General features: G+C 65.8%; 14 protein-coding genes. 6 read left to right on the forward strand and 8 right to left on the reverse strand.

The annotated features are described in order from the left end of the window. The first annotated feature begins 85 nt into the window (after nucleotides 1–85). A complete protein-coding gene (gene aceK / locus VQ067_RS19085; RefSeq protein WP_003133326.1) occupies nucleotides 86–1,819 on the forward strand; it encodes a bifunctional isocitrate dehydrogenase kinase/phosphatase in 1,734 nt (577 codons plus the stop codon). Nucleotides 1,820–1,839: 20 nt separating this feature from the next. On the opposite strand, the gene pdxB is transcribed toward aceK, so the two are convergent. Both pdxB and VQ067_RS19095 read right to left on the reverse strand, forming a co-directional pair. After that, nucleotides 1,840–2,982: a 4-phosphoerythronate dehydrogenase PdxB gene (pdxB, locus tag VQ067_RS19090; RefSeq protein ID WP_023092011.1), complete on the reverse strand. Its 1,143-nt coding sequence runs from the start codon at nucleotides 2,980–2,982 to the stop codon at nucleotides 1,840–1,842. Between the two features lie 214 nt (nucleotides 2,983–3,196). Next, complete coding sequence (locus tag VQ067_RS19095; protein ID WP_003086962.1) at nucleotides 3,197–3,703, reverse strand: winged helix-turn-helix transcriptional regulator; 507 nt, start codon at nucleotides 3,701–3,703, stop codon at nucleotides 3,197–3,199. Between the two features lie 108 nt (nucleotides 3,704–3,811). Between VQ067_RS19095 and fabF the strand changes: the two genes are divergently transcribed. Together fabF and VQ067_RS19105 are read left to right on the forward strand one after the other, a co-directional pair. Then, a complete protein-coding gene (gene fabF, locus VQ067_RS19100) occupies nucleotides 3,812–5,080 on the forward strand; it encodes a beta-ketoacyl-ACP synthase II (RefSeq protein ID WP_003133331.1) in 1,269 nt (422 codons plus the stop codon). 318 nt (nucleotides 5,081–5,398) lie between these two features. Further along, complete coding sequence (locus VQ067_RS19105; RefSeq protein ID WP_025991802.1) at nucleotides 5,399–5,959, forward strand: hypothetical protein; 561 nt, start codon at nucleotides 5,399–5,401, stop codon at nucleotides 5,957–5,959. 364 nt (nucleotides 5,960–6,323) lie between these two features. Here VQ067_RS19105 and VQ067_RS19110 read toward each other — a convergent pair whose 3' ends face one another. Continuing rightward, nucleotides 6,324–6,797 carry a GNAT family N-acetyltransferase gene (locus tag VQ067_RS19110; RefSeq protein ID WP_071534443.1) on the reverse strand — a complete coding sequence of 158 codons (474 nt, stop codon included), beginning with the start codon at nucleotides 6,795–6,797 and terminating at the stop codon, nucleotides 6,324–6,326. A 651-nt stretch (nucleotides 6,798–7,448) separates the two neighbouring features. On the opposite strand from VQ067_RS19110, the gene VQ067_RS19115 reads away from it, so the two are divergent. Continuing rightward, a complete protein-coding gene (locus VQ067_RS19115; protein ID WP_003086930.1) occupies nucleotides 7,449–8,285 on the forward strand; it encodes a PhzF family phenazine biosynthesis protein in 837 nt (278 codons plus the stop codon). A 160-nt stretch (nucleotides 8,286–8,445) separates the two neighbouring features. On the opposite strand, the gene VQ067_RS19120 is transcribed toward VQ067_RS19115, so the two are convergent. From VQ067_RS19120 to VQ067_RS19135, 4 genes are all read right to left on the reverse strand, one after another. Beyond that, a complete protein-coding gene (locus VQ067_RS19120; protein ID WP_033990176.1) occupies nucleotides 8,446–10,887 on the reverse strand; it encodes a TonB-dependent siderophore receptor in 2,442 nt (813 codons plus the stop codon). Between the two features lie 77 nt (nucleotides 10,888–10,964). Then, nucleotides 10,965–11,807: a FecR family protein gene (locus VQ067_RS19125; RefSeq protein ID WP_033990179.1), complete on the reverse strand. Its 843-nt coding sequence runs from the start codon at nucleotides 11,805–11,807 to the stop codon at nucleotides 10,965–10,967. After that, a complete protein-coding gene (locus VQ067_RS19130; protein WP_023132119.1) occupies nucleotides 11,804–12,328 on the reverse strand; it encodes an RNA polymerase sigma factor in 525 nt (174 codons plus the stop codon). The genes VQ067_RS19125 and VQ067_RS19130 overlap by 4 nt, the downstream gene beginning before the upstream one ends. Before the next feature lie 228 nt (nucleotides 12,329–12,556). Then, the gene (locus VQ067_RS19135; protein ID WP_003082848.1) at nucleotides 12,557–12,880 is read right to left on the reverse strand and encodes a hypothetical protein; all 324 of its coding nucleotides are present in this window, start codon (nucleotides 12,878–12,880) and stop codon (nucleotides 12,557–12,559) included. A 446-nt stretch (nucleotides 12,881–13,326) separates the two neighbouring features. On the opposite strand from VQ067_RS19135, the gene pmpM reads away from it, so the two are divergent. Then, entirely contained in the window at nucleotides 13,327–14,760 is a 1,434-nt protein-coding gene (gene pmpM, locus VQ067_RS19140) for a proton-coupled multidrug efflux MATE transporter PmpM (RefSeq protein WP_023084432.1), read from the forward strand. Here pmpM and rhtA read toward each other — a convergent pair. Then, nucleotides 14,743–15,636: a threonine/homoserine exporter RhtA gene (gene rhtA / locus VQ067_RS19145; protein WP_015503232.1), complete on the reverse strand. Its 894-nt coding sequence runs from the start codon at nucleotides 15,634–15,636 to the stop codon at nucleotides 14,743–14,745. The genes pmpM and rhtA overlap by 18 nt on opposite strands. Between rhtA and VQ067_RS19150 the strand changes: the two genes are divergently transcribed. Continuing rightward, nucleotides 15,635–16,285: a helix-turn-helix domain-containing protein gene (locus tag VQ067_RS19150; RefSeq protein WP_003133347.1), complete on the forward strand. Its 651-nt coding sequence runs from the start codon at nucleotides 15,635–15,637 to the stop codon at nucleotides 16,283–16,285. The two genes, rhtA and VQ067_RS19150, sit on opposite strands and share 2 nt — an antisense overlap.

Consider the following 16,285-nt stretch of genomic DNA (forward strand, 5'->3'; position numbering starts at 1 on the left):
GCTCGACCAGCCGGTCGGAGATCGCGCTTTCCCTGCCGCGCGGCTCTGGCTAAGCTCGACCTTCGAACAACGAAAGGACGCCAGCATGGTCCAGAGCGCCCCAGCCAGCGAAATCGCCGCCCTCATCCTGCGCGGTTTCGACGATTACCGAGAGCAGTTCCGCGAGATCACCGACGGCGCCCGTGCCCGCTTCGAGCAGGCGCAGTGGCAGGAAGCGCAGCGCGCCTCGGCGCAGCGGATCAACCTCTACGAGGAAAAGGTCGCCGAGACGGTGGCCGGGCTGCGCGCGGGGCTGGCCGACAGCGAGCTGCTGGACGTGGAGCGCTGGCCGATCATCAAGAGCGCCTACATCGCGCAGATCGACCTGCGGCTGGACGACGAGCTGGCCGAGACCTGGTTCAACTCGATCTTCTGCGGGCTGTTCAGCCACGACAACATCAGCGACGGCACGATGTTCGTGCACACCACCCGGCCCTCGCTGCGCGCCCACGCCCGCGCGCCCTACACCCGCACCTACCGGCCGGGCGGCGACCTGCGCCAGGCGCTGGAGAAGATCTTCGACGACTACCGCTTCGACGTGCCCTACGACGACCGCGAGCGCGACCTCGAACGGATCGACGCACTGCTGCACAGCAACCTGCCGGACTGGGTGTGCAAGGACCCGGACCTGGCCATCGAGCTGATCGGCTCGGTGTTCTATCGCAACAAGGGCGCCTACCTGGTGGGCCGCCTGTTCACCCCGGACGAGCAGTGGCCGCTGGTGTTCCCGCTGCTGCACCGCGAGGGCCACGGCATCCAGTTCGACACGGTGATCACCGACGAGGCGGAAGTCTCGATCATCTTCTCCTTCACCCGCTCCTACTTCATGGTCGACGTGCCGGTGCCGGCCGAGCTGGTGGCCTTCCTCAAGCGCCTGCTGCCGGGCAAGCACCTGGCCGAGCTGTACACCTCGATCGGCTTCTACAAGCAGGGCAAGAGCGAGTTCTACCGCGCCCTGATCAACCACCTGGCGACTACCGACGACCGCTTCGTCATGGCCCCCGGCGTGCGCGGCATGGTGATGAGCGTGTTCACCCTGCCCGGCTTCAACACGGTGTTCAAGATCATCAAGGACCGCTTCAACCCGTCGAAGAGCGTCGACCACGCCACGGTGATCCAGAAGTACCAGTTGGTGAAGAACCACGACCGGGTCGGACGCCTGGCCGACACCCAGCAGTTCGCCGACTTCCGCTTCCCGGTGAGCAAGTTCGAGCCGGAGTGCCTGGCAGAACTGCTGGAAGTGGCGCCGTCGACGGTGGTGATGGAAGGCGACGTGGTGCTGATCCGCCACTGCTGGACGGAGCGGCGCATGACCCCGCTGAACATCTACCTGGAGAACGCCAGCGAGGCGCAGACCCGCGAGGCGCTGAACGACTACGGGCTGGCGATCAAGCAACTGGCGGCGGCGAACATCTTCCCCGGCGACATGCTGCTGAAGAACTTCGGCGTGACCCGCCACGGCCGGGTGGTGTTCTACGACTACGACGAGATCTGCTACCTCACCGAGGTGAACTTCCGCTACATCCCCGAGCCGCGCTTCCCCGAGGACGAGATGTCGTCCGAGCCCTGGTATTCGGTGGGGCCCAACGACGTGTTCCCGGAAGAATTCCCGCGCTTCCTGTTCGTCGACCTCAACCAGCGCCGGCTATTCGCCAAGCTGCACGGCAACCTCTACGACGCCAAATACTGGCAGGGCCTCCAGGAGCAGATCCGCGAGGGCAAGGTGATCGACGTGTTTCCCTATCGGCGGCAGGAGACGCCTGAGCAGTTGCTCAAGTAGACCGAACCAGCCGCCCATTCCTAGACCAACTGCGCCCCCAGCGCCCGCACCACCCGCTGCAACTCCGCCTGTCCACCGGTGGCGACGCGCAGGCCGGTGATCTCGCGGCGCGGCGGGTAGTGTTTGCGCAGGGCGTCGAAGGCGGCGCGGCGGGTGGCGCTGTCGCCGGTCAGGCTGCGGCGGAAGGCGGCGTCGTCGCTGCGCGGGTCGTATACCGCGCGGCACAGAGTGGCCAGCGCCCAGGCCGGGTCGCAGCCGGGGTTGAGTTGCAGGCCGGCGAGCCAGGTTTCCGGCAGCACGTCTTGCAGGCTCACACGTTCGGCGATGCCGCGCCAGGCGCAGTAGGCCTGGTAGATCTGCGCGGTGCCGCGCAGCTTGCCTTCCAGGCTGTAGCCGGCGATGTGCGGCGTGGCGATCAGGCAGCGCGCGGCCAGCTCGGGGTCGGCCTGCGGTTCGCCTTCCCAGACGTCCAGCGCCACTTCCAGGTCGGCGCCGCCTTCGAGCAGGCGGCGCAGGGCCTGGTTGTCGACCACCGCGCCACGGCTGGCGTTGACCAGCCAGGTGCCGGGACGCAGGGCGGCCAGGCGGGTCTCATCCAGCAGGTGACGGGTCGGGTATTCGCCGTCGCGGTTCAGCGGAGTGTGCAGGCTGATCACGTCGGCCTCGGCCAGCAGCCGTTCCAGCGAGACGAACTCGCCGTCCGGCTCGCGTGCCTGGCGCGGCGGATCGCAGACCAGCACTTTCCAGCCCAGCCCGCGCAGCACCTCCACCAGCCGCCCGCCGACCTGCCCGGCGCCGACCACGCCATAGGTGCGTTCAGCCAGGTCGGCGCCGCGCTTCTCGGCCATCGCCAACAGGCAGCCGAGCACGTAGTCCACCACCCCGCGGGCGTTGCAGCCGGGCGCGCTGGACCAGGCGATGCCGGCCTCGGCGAAGTAGTCGAGGTCGAGATGGTCGGTGCCGATGGTGCAGGTGCCGACGAAGCGCACCGGCGAGCCGGCCAGCGCGGCGCGGCTGACCTCGGTGACCGAGCGCACCAGCAGCACGTCGACCTCGGCCAGCGCCGCGCGGTCGATGGCGCGCCCGGGCAAGCGGCGAATGGAGCCCTGGTCGGCGAAGAAGGCGTCGACCACGGGAATGTTTTCATCGGCGAGAATACGCATGCAGACCTCCGCGAACGAGGCTGCACACTCTAGCAGGCCGAGGGCTCGCGGTGTTGCCGAACGGCTCGCGAGGCGGACCTGCCAGCGCCATGCGCAAGCCTCGACGATCGCGTTTCTCCCAACCACGACCGCGAACGATGGCCAGCTACAAGGAACAGAACCGCGAACGCCTCGTCCGCCTCCTCGACCAGGCGGCGTACGCCAGGGAGCCCGTTCATCGAGCCGGTAGCTCACTCCGCTCCGGCATGGCCGCCAGGCGCTGGCGCATTTCCTCGCTGGCGGCAGGCCCGGCCTGCACGGTGCATTGCTCCAGCGGTACCGTTCGGCCATCGGCGAGAGCCGCCATGAACGAGCGCACCGGCCGCCCGCTTGTTCGCTCGACGAGCTGCACGCTCTGCCCTTCCTCTGCGTAATGGCGATTGCCCCAGGCGACGAAAGCCATGAGCACGACGCGAAAATCCTCGCCCTTGGCCGTGGGCACGTACTGATAGCGCAGCGGACGCTGGCTGTAGGGCTGGCGTTCGAGCAGGCCCGCCTCCACCAGCGCGTTCAGGCGCCGGGTGAGCATGTTCGGCGCGATATCCAGGCTGCGGGAAAATTCGTCGAAGCGGCGCAGGCCCTGTAGCGCATCGCGCATGATCAGGATGCTCCACCATTCGCCGACCCGTTCCAGGCTGCGGGCTATGGGGCATTCGGCATCGGCGAAGGTCTTGCGTTGCATGGTTCTTCCTTGGCGAGGCTCACAAAGTGCTGGTCCGCATGTTACTTTCATGATGATAGTTACGTCCACTGACTGCTATTCCATCGGAACAGAAGGACTCGGACCCTCATGAGCAAACGTATCGTCGTCACCGGCATGGGCGCGGTCAGCCCGCTGGGCTGCGGAGTCGAACCCATATGGCAACGCCTGCTGGCCGGGCAATCGGGCATCGCCACGCTCCCAGCGGAGCTGATCGGCGACCTGCCCATCAGCATCGGCGGCCAGGTCCCCGACCGTGTCCAGGACCCGCAGGCCGGCTTCGATCCCGACCTGCTGCTGGCCGCCAAGGAACAACGCAAGATGGACCGCTTCATCCTCTTCGCCCTGGCCGCCGCGCAAGAGGCCCTGGCGCAGGCCGGCTGGGCGCCGCAGAGCGCCGAGGCGCAGGAGCGCACGGCGACCGTCATCGCCTCCGGGGTGGGCGGCTTCCATGCCATCGCCGAAGCGGTGCGGACCACCGACGGCAAGGGACCGCGGCGCCTGTCGCCCTTCACCATCCCGTCCTTTCTCTGCAACATGGCGGCCGCCCATGTGTCGATCCGCCATGGCTTCAAGGGACCGCTGGGCGCCCCGGTGACCGCCTGCGCGGCGGGCGTGCAAGCCATCGGCGACGCGGCGCGGATGATCCGCGCGGGAGAGGTCGACGTGGCGCTCTGCGGCGGCGCGGAAGCGACCATCCACCGGGTCAGCCTGGCCGGCTTCGCCGCCGCGCGCGCCCTGTCCAGCGATTTCAACGACAGCCCCGAACGCGCCTCGCGCCCCTTCGACCAGGCCCGCGACGGCTTCGTCATGGGCGAAGGCGCTGGCCTACTGGTCATCGAGGAACTGGAGCACGCCCTGGCGCGCGGCGCCAGGCCCATCGCCGAGCTGGTGGGCTACGGCACCAGCGCCGACGCCTACCACATGACCGCCGGGCCGGAAGATGGCAGCGGCGCCCGCCGGGCCATGCAGCAGGCGCTGCGCCAGGCCGGCGTGGAAGCGGCCGCGGTGCAGCACCTGAATGCCCACGCCACCTCCACCCAGGTAGGCGACAAGGGCGAACTGGCCGCCATCAAGGCGGTGTTCGGCACCGGCAGCGGGCTCGCCATCAGCGCGACCAAATCCGCCACCGGCCACCTCCTGGGCGCCGCCGGCGGCATCGAGGCGATCTTCACGGTCCTGGCACTGCGCGACCAGCTCGCCCCCGCCACGCTCAACCTGGAAACGCCCGACACCGACGCCGAGGGCCTCGACCTGGTTCGCGGCGAAGCCCGGCGATGGCCGATGGAACATGCGCTGTCCAATGGCTTCGGCTTCGGCGGGGTGAATGCCAGCCTGTTGTTCCGGCGCTGGGTGTAGGGTGGGCGGCCCCTCTGCCAGTCGTTCCTGAGCACGCTGGCGGAGGGGAGCCACTCATGTCGCATTGCCCCAGAGCGTGTGGGTTTTCCTATGCTGTAACTGCGTCGTGATGGTCTAGGCGCGATCTGGATTCGTGGGGCAATTGCTTGTGGAGTGGGCGTTCAATGACCGCTTTCGGCCAGAAGCAGCCGCTCGATTTGGGCTGAATCTTACCTGTGGCGTTGCGTAGTCTATTACTAATGTCATCAGTCGGGATTTGGCAGGCTGCGGTGTGAAGCACGCGGCAGGCGAGAGCGAAGTCCAAGCAAGGGGGCAGTCGTGGAAAACTTCCATATTCTGGCGACCGTGCTTTCGATGATTCTGGGCTTGTCCATCACTAGGGTTCTGTTGGGCGCCATGACCGTTTTCAGGATTCGCCGCACGGCACAGCCAGACTGGGTCGCACTTGCTTGGGCACTCGTGCTTTTCCTGTTCCAACTGCAGTTCTGGTGGGCCCTAAACGACCTCCCCACCTTAAAAAATGCCTTTTCGTTCATCGAGTTCCTGCTTTTGGTCTGCCTGTCACTATCGCTGTTTAGTGCGGCGGCGTTGATATTGCCAAGTCGCAGCGAAGACGAGGCCGATGGCCTTCAGGTCTACTTTGAACAAGATGGACGCTTTGCCCTATTGGCGATCTGCATTTATCTAGGATTAGGAAGTACGACCAATATCCTGTTCTTCAACGCCTCACCATTCCAGCTATGGGGTGCGTTGGATTTGGTCATGTTCACAGTATCGCTGGCAGCGTTCTTCTCTCGCTCTCGCCGCTTTTACGCGCCACTGACACTGGTGTATCTACCCTTGGCAATGATAGATATCGCTGTTTCGTTGGGAGCGTAGAAAGTTAGCGCTTTTCAACACTCAGAGGCTACTGCCCGCTTGTGGCCGGTAGCTATCGCTCATTACCCGCTGCTTTCGCCCCCTGGCTGCCGTCAGCCGCTGACAGAAAAGGCCACAAGGAGTTTTGTGAAGCCAAGCCAAGGACACGTTCAACCCAAAACTAAAAATCCATGTCTACACAAAACCCTACCGCGACTCATAGAGTTATCGCAGAGCAGTGCAGCGAAGCGTGGTATGCTCCAGCGCACACTCAGATATCTGCCAAAGTGCAGGCAATAGCGCTTACTCTGATGGGCAATTTCGCATCATTACCTCGAACTCATTGTAATCAAACGCCAGTACGCGAACGGTAGCAACCTCACTACTAAACGAGCGGCTTGCTCATATTGATACCGGTCACACAAAAGCCACTGCCTTCATAAACATGTTTGGCTCGTTCGTTGTCGCCAGCTACTCGTAATTTTATCTGTTGAAATCCTCGAAGTTTAAGCTCCCGCTCCAAAGACTCCAAGGCCTGCTTGGCGAGACCTTTTCCCTGGTGGACGGGAAGAATGTGGAAATCATTTATAAATGCCAAGTGCAGGGACAGATCCTCTTCGTACCACAGATATCCTATGACTTCTTCGGGGCCATCTGCCGGATCGTACAGGCACAGCAAAAATTGTCCAGCCGTATTGATACCGTCAGGTAAATCATCTGCTATCTCCAATTTGGCTTGCACAAGAGATTCACTGTACGAAAGCCTATGACTGGATGAAATCTCAGATGCATAGGCAGGGACAAAATAATCGAGATAACCTGAGAATTCGCTTTCTCGCATAGGTCTTAACGAGATCATTGGACGCTTCCATTTTTTAATGTTTTTTCTTGGCAGAACATAAGTATTCAAAAAGTGAGAATTTCACAGCGCTAGCGCGATAATAATCAGCTACCAAAGGCATGACAGCATCTCACGATAGAGCCCGAAAGGGTCCCGCCAGCACTAACGGAAAGACCAGACTTACACCCGCCCATGAGAGTTTACCGTATCGTCTCTCTTAAGTCTGGTAAACATCTGGGTCGGCTATTCGACCCGAGAGCCTGCCGATCATTGCCGAGGGCAACTCATGGTGCAAACTCTGTTAGGTAGTTCGTCTTCTTTGGTCGAACGGCAGCTTCCGAGCCCTAGCCGCTTCTCGTGGAGGACAGCTAACGCTGGCTCGTCACGCTCCCCACGAGAGCACGCTGCACTACACCGCTTGCACTGACATAAAGTCCAAGGACGATGTCCATCATGATTGAGTAAGCAAGATCAGTTCAGCGGCCTTCGATCATTCCATTTCCTTACTGACTCCCTGCTGGGCAGATCAATCTAAACGAAAGGGTAAGTCCGCTCTTGGCCGATTGCAGCCCCTGACGAGAGCCCCCAAGCCCCCTCGAAAGTCCGCACCCCGGTTTCAGACATCCGCCCCCTGCCCTATCCTCCCCCGCCACAACCCCAGGAGGCGCCATGCCGGTTTCGTTACCCTTCGAGCAAGTCGATGTCTTCTCCGAACAGCCCTTCAAAGGCAACGCCGTTGCCGTGGTGATTGGCGCCGACCGCCTGAGCAGCCAGCAGATGCTCGAGTTCGCCGCCTGGACCCAGTTGAGCGAGACGACCTTCCTGCTGCGGCCGACCACTGCCGAAGCAGACTACCGCGTAAGAATCTTCACCCCGCTGCGGGAGTTGCCCTTTGCCGGGCATCCGACGCTGGGGAGCTGCCAGGTCTGGCTGAACCAGGGGGGCGGCAATGCTGCTGACGAGATCGTCCAGGAGTGCCTGGCGGGCCTGATCCGTATCCGCCGCAAGGGCGCCTTGCTGTCGTTCGCGGCGCCTCCCCTGCTTCGTGGCGGAGCGGTCGAAGACGAGGTGTTGCGACGGATCGAGAGCGGGCTTGGCCTTTCCCCGGGGCAGGTACTCGGCAGCCAATGGGTGGACAACGGACCCGGCTGGGTCGCCGTTCGGCTGGCCACGCGTGACGAGGTCCTGGCCATTCGCCCGGACTACGCGAAGCTCGACGGGCTCAACGTGGGCGTGGTCGCGCCCTGGCAAGGTCCCCAGGCGGAGGCGGATGTGGAAGTGCGCGCCTTCATGGGCGAGGAACTCAATGAAGACCCCGTTACCGGTAGCCTCAACGCGAGCCTGGCGCAATGGCTGATCGGCACGGGAGTCATGCCCGGGCGCTACACGGCGAGCCAGGGCACGGCCTTGGGTCGCCGGGGGCGGATAAGCGTCGAGCAGATCGGCGGCGATATCTGGATCGGCGGTGAGGTGCAGCCGGGCATGTCGGGGCAGGTCGTGTTCTGAGCGGGACGGCGTACCCTGTCCTTCCCCATTACCTGGCCGACCTGGATCGGCGTCCGGCATTGGACGGAAATGCCCGCCCATGACAACGGGGCCGCCTTCCCTCTGGAAGCACCCTCCCTGCCCACCGGGCCCGCCCAGGCCCGGTGGCTCCGCCCTCCCCTCACCAGTTGTGCGTATAGCTCGCCGTCAGCACCGTGCCCGGCGCCGGCAGGTGGCTGGTGTTGTTGTTGTTGCGCAGCAACTGGCTGTAGAGCGGGTAGTAGTCGCGGTTGAACAGGTTCTGGATGCCCAGGCTCAACTGGTCGTCGGGGGTGATGCGGTACTGGCTGACCAGGTCGACCGTGGTGTAGGTGCTGACCTGGCGCCGGCCGAAGCTTTCCACGCCGTCGAGACGGTAGTCCTTGGAGTCGAAGAAGGTGGCCTGCAGGCGGTTGTTCCAGTCGGCATCCGGCTTGTATTGCAGGTAGGCGGTCAGCTTCAGCGGCGGCACGCGGTAGCCGGTCATGTCCTGCCAGTCCTTGCCGTCCGGCTTCTCGCGTCCGCGCATCCAGGTGGCGCTGCCGCCCGCGCCCCAGACTTCGTCGTCGCTGAGCCAGTCGGCGCTGGCCTCGACGCCGTAGATGCGCTCCTTGGTGCGGGTGAGGATCAGGCCGTTGTTGAAGCTCTGCACGTCGCCCAGCTTGGAGGTGGTGTAGAACAACGCCAGGCTGCCCAGGGTGTTGCCGCCGATGGCGCCGCGCCAGCCGAGTTCGTAGTTGTTGGTCTTCACCGGTTCGAGGTTCGAGGAGCCGATATCGAAGCCACGGCGGGCGTTGCGCAGCTGGATGCCGACGTCGGGCAGCTGGAAGCCCTGACTGAAGGAGGCATAGATTTCCTGGCCAGCCACCGGCGAATAGACGATGCCGAGGTTCGACAGCACCGCGTCGTAGTCGAGGTCGCCGCCCTTGACGGTCACCGGCGAGGCTGCCTTGGACTCGGAGAGCGGGATGAAGTCGTCGAATTCGGCGGTGGAGTATTCGTAGCGCAGGCCGCCGTCGATCGACCAGTGTTCGTCGAAGCGATGCTGCAACTGGGCGAACGCGCCGGCGCTGCGGGTGCGTAGCGGCGGCATGTAGGTGAGCTTGCCGATCTTGTCGAAGACCAGCCCGCCGCTGGCGTCGTAGGCCGCCGGGTCGAACACGTCGAGCGGCATGTCGCTGCGTTCCTGGTTGTAGTCGCCGCCCCAGACCAGTTCGGTATTGCCGCTTTCGCCCAGCGGCGTGCGCAGGGTCAGGCGGCTGCCGAACACTTCGCTGTTCTGCATGATCTGGTCGACGTTGCCGCCGCGGGTGGAAACGGCGCGGGCGTCGAACGGGGTGAAGCGGGTGAAGTAGTCGCGGTAGTAGAGCTGCGCGGAGAGCCGGCTGCCGAGGATGTCGAGGTTCTCGTACTCGAGGTTCGCCAGGGTGTTGCGGATTCGGTTCTGCTCGTCCAGCTCCAGGCCCTTGACCGCGTTGGCCGGGACCGAGCCCGGCGGCAGCCTGGCGACCCTCGGGTCGGTGGCGTAGTCGGTGTCCTGGCGGGCGTCGTAGTGGCTGAGGGCGAGCTGTACGCGCTGGTTCTCGTCGATGCGCAGGCCGAGCTTGCCGCCGATGTTGTAGACGTTCGAGTCGAACAGGTCGCCCTGGCTGGGTTCCGGGGCGATGCGGTCGCCATGGGCGTCGTAGGAAGCGCCGACGTGGCGGGTGCCGAAGTCGAACGAATAGTCGAGCGCCCCCAGGGAGCCGGCGAAGTATTGCTGGAACTGGCCGCCGAGGCCATCGCTGCCCAGCCGGGTCAGCGGCGAGGTGGCGCTGAGACGGGTCTCCGCGCGGTTCTCGCCGCCGGCCGGACGGGTGGTGATGGAGATGATCCCGCCGGTGGCGCCACTGCCGTAGATGGCGCTGCTGCCACGGATGACCTCGATCCGCTCGATCAGCGCCGGGTCGATGTTGGCCAGGTTGCGCGAGGAGTCGCGGTTGGTGTTCAGCGGCACGCCGTCGACCATCACCAGCATGCTGCGCCCGCGCAGGGTCTGGCCGTATTCGGTGATGGTGCGGCTGGAATCGGACATCCCCGGCACCGCCTTGGCCAGCACGGTGGCCAGGCTGTCGGAGCCCTGGCGCAGCTCTTCCAGCTGGGCATGCTCGATGACGGTGGACTGGCGCGTGGCGGAGACCAGGTCGCTGCTGGTGCGCGAGGCGGTGATTTCCATCTGCTCCATGTCCAGCGGTTCGCTGCGGGCATGCGTAGCGGGCACGGCGGCTTCGCTGGCCGGAACGACGATGAAGGTATGTTCGTCCCTGGCCTGCGCCTTCAGGCCGCTGTCCCTGAGCAACTGGCGCAATGCCTCTTCGGGGGTGAAACGCCCCTTCAGCGCGGGCGCCTGGCGGCCGGCGCCGAGATCGCCGGCGAAGAGGATCTGTACCGAGGATTGTTGCGCGAGGGCGTTGATCGCCTGGCCGAGCGGCGCGGCGGGCAGATCCACGTCGAGCTTTTCCTGGCCCTGGGCCGACACCGCCAGGAGCAGGCTGCTGGCGAGCAATGAAGGACGCAGGTGGCGACTGCGGAGGGAAAAATGCACGTCTCGATTTCCTATGCAGGTTGGCTTTTCCTGGATAGCCGCCACGGCGCGCGGGAAACCCTACCTGCGTCCGAGAATTATTTTCGCGTCGATTTGCGTTGGATCTCGACGCTGCCGTCCTCCTGCCGCGACACGGCCACGGGAAGGATGCTCGGCAGCAGGTCGAGCAGCCGGTCGACGTTGTGCGCGGCGAAGACGCCGGTCAGCCGGAGGGAGGCCAGGCTGGGGTCGTCCAGGAGAATGGGCGCCTTGCGGTAATGGCGCAGCAGCGCGACGGCTTCGCCCAGGGGCGTGCGCTCGAAGACCAGGCGGTCGTCTTTCCAGGCCATCGCCGTGGCGGCATCGACCTTGGCCAGCGGCATCAGTTGCCCGCCAATGGCATCGACCTGCTGGCCCGGCAGGAGCACGACTGGCGCTTGCGCCGTAGCCGAGGTGCCGACCTCCACCCGGCCACGCTCCAGGGTCACGCGGACGTCGTCGTCCAGGCGGCGCACGTTGAACCGGGTGCCGAGCACACGGACGTGGGTCGACCCCGCGGACACCACGAAGGGCCGATAGCGCGCCGGGGATACCTCGAAAAGCACCTGCCCCGCGCGCAACGCGACCCGGCGGCTGAGCGGGTGCCAACTGACCTCGATCTGGCTGCCGCTGTCGAGCAGGAGCTGGCTGCCGTCGGCCAGGGTCACGTCGCGCCGCTCACCGATGGCGGTGGCGAAGCGCTCGCGCTTGTAGGCCGGGTCCAGCCAGGTCAGGGCGCCGATGGCCAGCGCCAGCAATAGCGCGACGCCGGCCGCCTTGCTTGCCTTGCGCGATTTCGGCCGGGAGGGCGGCAGCGGAAACAGGTCCTTCAGCGCGTCGCGATGGCGCTCCAGGGCGTCGTCCAGCGGAACCTGCCCATTCCGTTTCGAGGGCTGGGTCATGGCCGTGCCTCGCCGCGGCCGAGCCGTTCCCGGCAGGCCGCCAGTCCGAGGCGCAGGTGCTTTTCCACGGTCTTGACGGAAATGCCGAGGCGGTCGGCGACTTGCGCCTGGGGAATTTCGTGGATCTTGTGCATGACGAAAACGGCCTGGCAGCGAGGAGGAAGCGTGGCGATGGCGTCGACCAGTGCCTGGAACTCGCGCTCGGCCTCATGGCGACCCATGGGCGTCGCCGCCATGCAGGCGACTTCCGGAAGCTCGGCGACGGCTTCTACCCAGGCGGTTCGACGACGGTCGCTACGATAGCGGCTCACGGCGGTGTCGTGGGAGATTTTCCGCAGCAGGGCCAGGGGGGTGTGCACGTTCTCCTTCTCGTCGCGCTCGAGCAACTGCACGCACACGTCGTGCACCACTTCGCGCGCCATGCCCCGGTCGCCGAAGCGCCGGCGAACATGGTCGACCAGTTCCTCGTAGTGACGAACCAGTGTGGACAACAGCGTCGGCTTGGCGGGATCGAACGGCACGATGCACCCAGGAAAGGAGCCTGGCTCCGAAGAATGGGGGTCGAGTGTAAATGAGAAACAGTCGCAGATGAAAGACCGGTCATCGTCAGGGATTGCCTGGGCTGGCGTGCGTAGCGGGCAGGTGGCTTTCGCCCGCCCGCGCAACTGCCGAGCCAGGGCGGAGAGGGATCCCCTTTTCGCCCCGCTACTCAACCCCCCGGCCTTGCCGGGGGGCACCGCCTCCGTCGGTTATCGGTGTCTGCGTGCGTACTCCGCCTCGAACAGCGACAGGGCGTCGCTGAGCAACGACAGCAGGGAACCGGTGATGCGGCAGATGCTTTCGCCGGGCTCTTCGGTTTCGTCGAGCAGGTCGAGGACGCTCAGCGTTCCGATCGCCGACTCCAGCCGGCGGCGGGCGGTGTCGAACAGGTCTTCGCTGGCTGCGCTGCTGTCCAGGTAGAGGGTGGCGCAGCCGGGGTGCTGGTTGCATTGCGAGGTGCGTCGCAGGGGGATGAAGGTGGAAGGGGACTGTGCGGTTATTGCGGGATTCGACGTATCATCGGCCTTAGCCATGGGTCAGCTCCTTGATTAGCTGGTCTCTGGTTAGCGGGTCGTAGGTGTTCCTGCACCTGCGGCTCGCGTCTTTTCTGCCCCCAAGAAAACAGATGGACTTGGCGACCCCTCCATCTTCCTCCTACTGGTTTTTTATCCAATTCCTGGGCGTCTGAGAGAGGCGGCGGAAAAGTCTGGGGGAGATGTCCGGCGTTTCCAGGGCATGTCATCCGCCGCTGTCACGGGTATGTGGCGGATAACCGCAAAGCGGTTATTCGCCCTACGGGATCGGGCCTCAAGCGGGCAGCGCGGGGGCGTTTGTCTGCGCGTAGCGCGGTGGTGGGGCGAATAACGCCGTAGGCGTTATCCGCCGCTGCCATGGGTAATCGGCACGACCCTGCTGACCCTTCCTGACCACCCCGTCAACCCGTAAACTACGCGGTTCCCCTGCCCAGACAAGGACTGCCGTGAACAGCCCCGCCCTGCCCCTTTCCCGTGGCTTGCGCATCCGCGCCGAACTCAAGGAACTGCTGACCCTCGCCGCGCCGATCATGATCGCGCAACTGGCGACCACCGCCATGGGCTTCGTCGATGCGGTGATGGCCGGGCGCGCCAGTCCGCACGACCTGGCAGCGGTGGCGCTGGGCAACTCGATCTGGATCCCGATGTTCCTGCTGATGACCGGCACCCTGCTCGCCACCACGGCCAAGGTCGCCCAGCGCTACGGCGCCGGCGACCAGCCCGGCACCGGGCCGCTGGTGCGCCAGGCGCTGTGGCTGGCGCTGCTGATCGGACCGCTGTCGGGGGCGGTGCTGTGGTGGTTGTCGGAGCCGATCCTCGGCTTGATGAAAGTGCGCCCGGAACTGATCGGGCCGAGCCTGCTGTACCTCAAGGGCATCGCCCTGGGCTTCCCGGCGGCGGCGCTGTACCACGTACTACGCTGCTACACCAACGGCCTGGGACGGACCCGGCCGAGCATGGTGCTGGGGATCGGCGGGCTGCTGCTGAACATCCCGATCAACTACGCGCTGATCTACGGCCACTTCGGCATGCCGAAGATGGGCGGCCCCGGCTGCGGCTGGGCCACCGGCTCGGTGATGTGGTTCATGTTCCTCGGCATGCTGTTCTGGGTGAACAAGGCCTCGATCTACCGCGCCAGCCAGTTGTTCTCGCGCTGGGAGTGGCCGGATCGCGCGACCATCGGCCCGCTGGTGGCGGTCGGCCTGCCGATCGGCATCGCGGTGTTCGCCGAGTCGAGCATCTTCTCGGTGATCGCCCTGCTGATCGGCGGGCTCGACGAGAACGTGGTGGCCGGCCACCAGATCGCCCTGAACTTCAGCGCGCTGGTGTTCATGATTCCCTATTCGCTGGGGATGGCGGTGACCGTGCGGGTCGGCCACAACCTCGGCGCCGGCCTGCCGCGCGACGCGCGCTTCGCCGCCGGCGTGGGGATGGCCGCGGCGCTGGGCTACGCCTGCGTCTCGGCGAGCCTGATGTTGTTGCTGCGCGAGCAGATCGCCGCGATGTATTCGCCGGACCCGGCGGTGATCGCCATCGCCGCCTCGCTGATCGTGTTCTCCGCGCTGTTCCAGTTCTCCGACGCCCTGCAGGTCACCGCCGCCGGGGCCCTGCGCGGCTACCAGGACACCCGGGTGACGATGATCATGACCCTGTTCGCCTACTGGGGCATCGGCCTGCCGGTAGGCTACAGCCTCGGCCTCACCGACTGGTTCCAGGAACCCACCGGACCGCGCGGCCTGTGGCAAGGCCTGGTGGTGGGCCTGACCGGCGCGGCGATCATGCTCTGCATCCGCCTGGCGCGCAGCGCGCGGCGCTTCATCCGCCAGCACGAGCGCCTGCAGCGGGAGGACGCGGAGGCCGCCTCAGTCCTTGGCCGGTAGCGCCGGGACGGCGCCACGCGACTTGACGCTGAGGGTAGTGCCGACCGAGGCGAGGATGATCGCGCCGATGGCCAGCCATTGGGTCGGGCTCAGCCGCTCGCCGAGGAACAGCAGCCCGGAGAGCGCGCCGAAGGCCGGCTCGATGCTCATCAGGGTGCCGAAGGTGCGCGCCGGCAGGCGGGTCAGCGCGACCATTTCCAGGGTGTAGGGCAAGGCCGTGGAGAGCACCGCGACGCCCAGCGCCAACGGGATCAGCGCCGGGTCGAGGAGGTCGGCGCCGGCGTGGGCGACGCCGATCGGCACAACCAGGATCGCCGCCACCAGCACCCCCAGCGCGGCGCCCTGGGCGCCATGGTCGGCGCCGGCGCGCTGGCCGAAGAGGATGTACAGCGCCCAGCACACGCCGGCGCCGAGGGCATAGGCAGCACCGACCAGGTCGAGCGGCTCGGCGCTGTTGCCCAGCGGCAGCAACAGCCAGATGCCGAACACCGCCAGGCCGATCCAGAGGAAGTCCAGCAGGCGCCGCGAGGAGAGGATCGCCACCAGCAGCGGCCCGGTGAACTCCAGGGCCACCGCGATGCCCAGCGGCACGGTGCGCACCGAGAGATAGAACAGCAGGTTCATGCCGCCCAGGGCGATGCCGTAGACCACCACCGAGCGCAGCGATTGCAGGCTCAGGCGCTTGCGCCAGGGACGCAGGAGCAGCAGCAGGATCAGCGCGGCGAAGAACAGCCGCAGGGCCGTGGTGCCCTGGGCGCCGACCAGGGGGAACATGCTTTTCGCCAGGGAGGCGCCGCTCTGGATCGAGGCCATGGCGATCAATAGCAGGCCGACCGGCAACAGCGTTCCGGCGAGGCCGCGGGAGGTGGAGGTCATGGAAGAGGTCCGGCAGTGGGAAGCAGCCCGATGGACTGCGGGAAACGGGATGTGCACTATAATGCGCAAAACCGCGACAGTGAGCAATATATTGCCCAGCCCTACCGAACGCCCCAGCGTCCTCGAACATGTCTCCGGCAACGTCCGCCGCCTGCGCCTGCAAGCCGGCCTCAGCCAGGAAGCGCTGGCCCGCGCGGCCAGTGTCAGCCGGCGGATGCTGGTGGGCATCGAGAGCGGCGACGTCAATGTCAGCCTGTCGACCCTCGACCGTATCGCCGCCGCCCTCGGCGTGCTGTTCCCCGACCTGGTCCAGGCCCCGGCCACCGACCGCTCGCGGATCAATGCGGTGGCCTGGGTCGGCCACCACCCCGAGAGCCGCGCCACCCTCCTCGCCAGCGCACCGGCGCGGCGCGAGGTGGAACTCTGGGCCTGGTCGCTGGGACCGGGCGAGCGCTACGTATCGGAACCCGACGCCGCCGGCTGGCGGGAGATGGTTCTGGTCATCGAAGGTCGCCTGCGCCTGGAACTGGCCGACGGCGAACGGCGCATCGAGGCCGGCGACTTCCATGCCTTCGCCAGCGACCAGCCGTACGCCTACGTCAACGATGGGGACGAGGTGGTGCGTTTCACCCGCAACGTGGTGAGCTAG

This window comes from Pseudomonas sp. KBN12P06040, from assembly GCF_037574965.1.
GTDB classification, from domain to species: Bacteria; Pseudomonadota; Gammaproteobacteria; order Pseudomonadales; family Pseudomonadaceae; genus Pseudomonas; species Pseudomonas aeruginosa.

Bases quoted from the DNA above. Each gene is read 5' to 3' on its own strand.
- aceK (WP_003133326.1), top strand. From the start codon at position 86: ATGGTCCAGAGCGCCCCAGCCAGCGAAATCGCCGCCCTCATCCTGCGC.
- pdxB (WP_023092011.1), bottom strand. From the start codon at position 2,982: ATGCGTATTCTCGCCGATGAAAACATTCCCGTGGTCGACGCCTTCTTC.
- VQ067_RS19095 (WP_003086962.1), bottom strand. From the start codon at position 3,703: ATGCAACGCAAGACCTTCGCCGATGCCGAATGCCCCATAGCCCGCAGC.
- fabF (WP_003133331.1), top strand. From the start codon at position 3,812: ATGAGCAAACGTATCGTCGTCACCGGCATGGGCGCGGTCAGCCCGCTG.
- VQ067_RS19110 (WP_071534443.1), bottom strand. From the start codon at position 6,797: ATGATCTCGTTAAGACCTATGCGAGAAAGCGAATTCTCAGGTTATCTC.
- VQ067_RS19115 (WP_003086930.1), top strand. From the start codon at position 7,449: ATGCCGGTTTCGTTACCCTTCGAGCAAGTCGATGTCTTCTCCGAACAG.
- VQ067_RS19125 (WP_033990179.1), bottom strand. From the start codon at position 11,807: ATGACCCAGCCCTCGAAACGGAATGGGCAGGTTCCGCTGGACGACGCC.
- VQ067_RS19135 (WP_003082848.1), bottom strand. From the start codon at position 12,880: ATGGCTAAGGCCGATGATACGTCGAATCCCGCAATAACCGCACAGTCC.
- VQ067_RS19150 (WP_003133347.1), top strand. From the start codon at position 15,635: ATGGAAGAGGTCCGGCAGTGGGAAGCAGCCCGATGGACTGCGGGAAAC.
- rhtA (WP_015503232.1), bottom strand. From the start codon at position 15,636: ATGACCTCCACCTCCCGCGGCCTCGCCGGAACGCTGTTGCCGGTCGGC.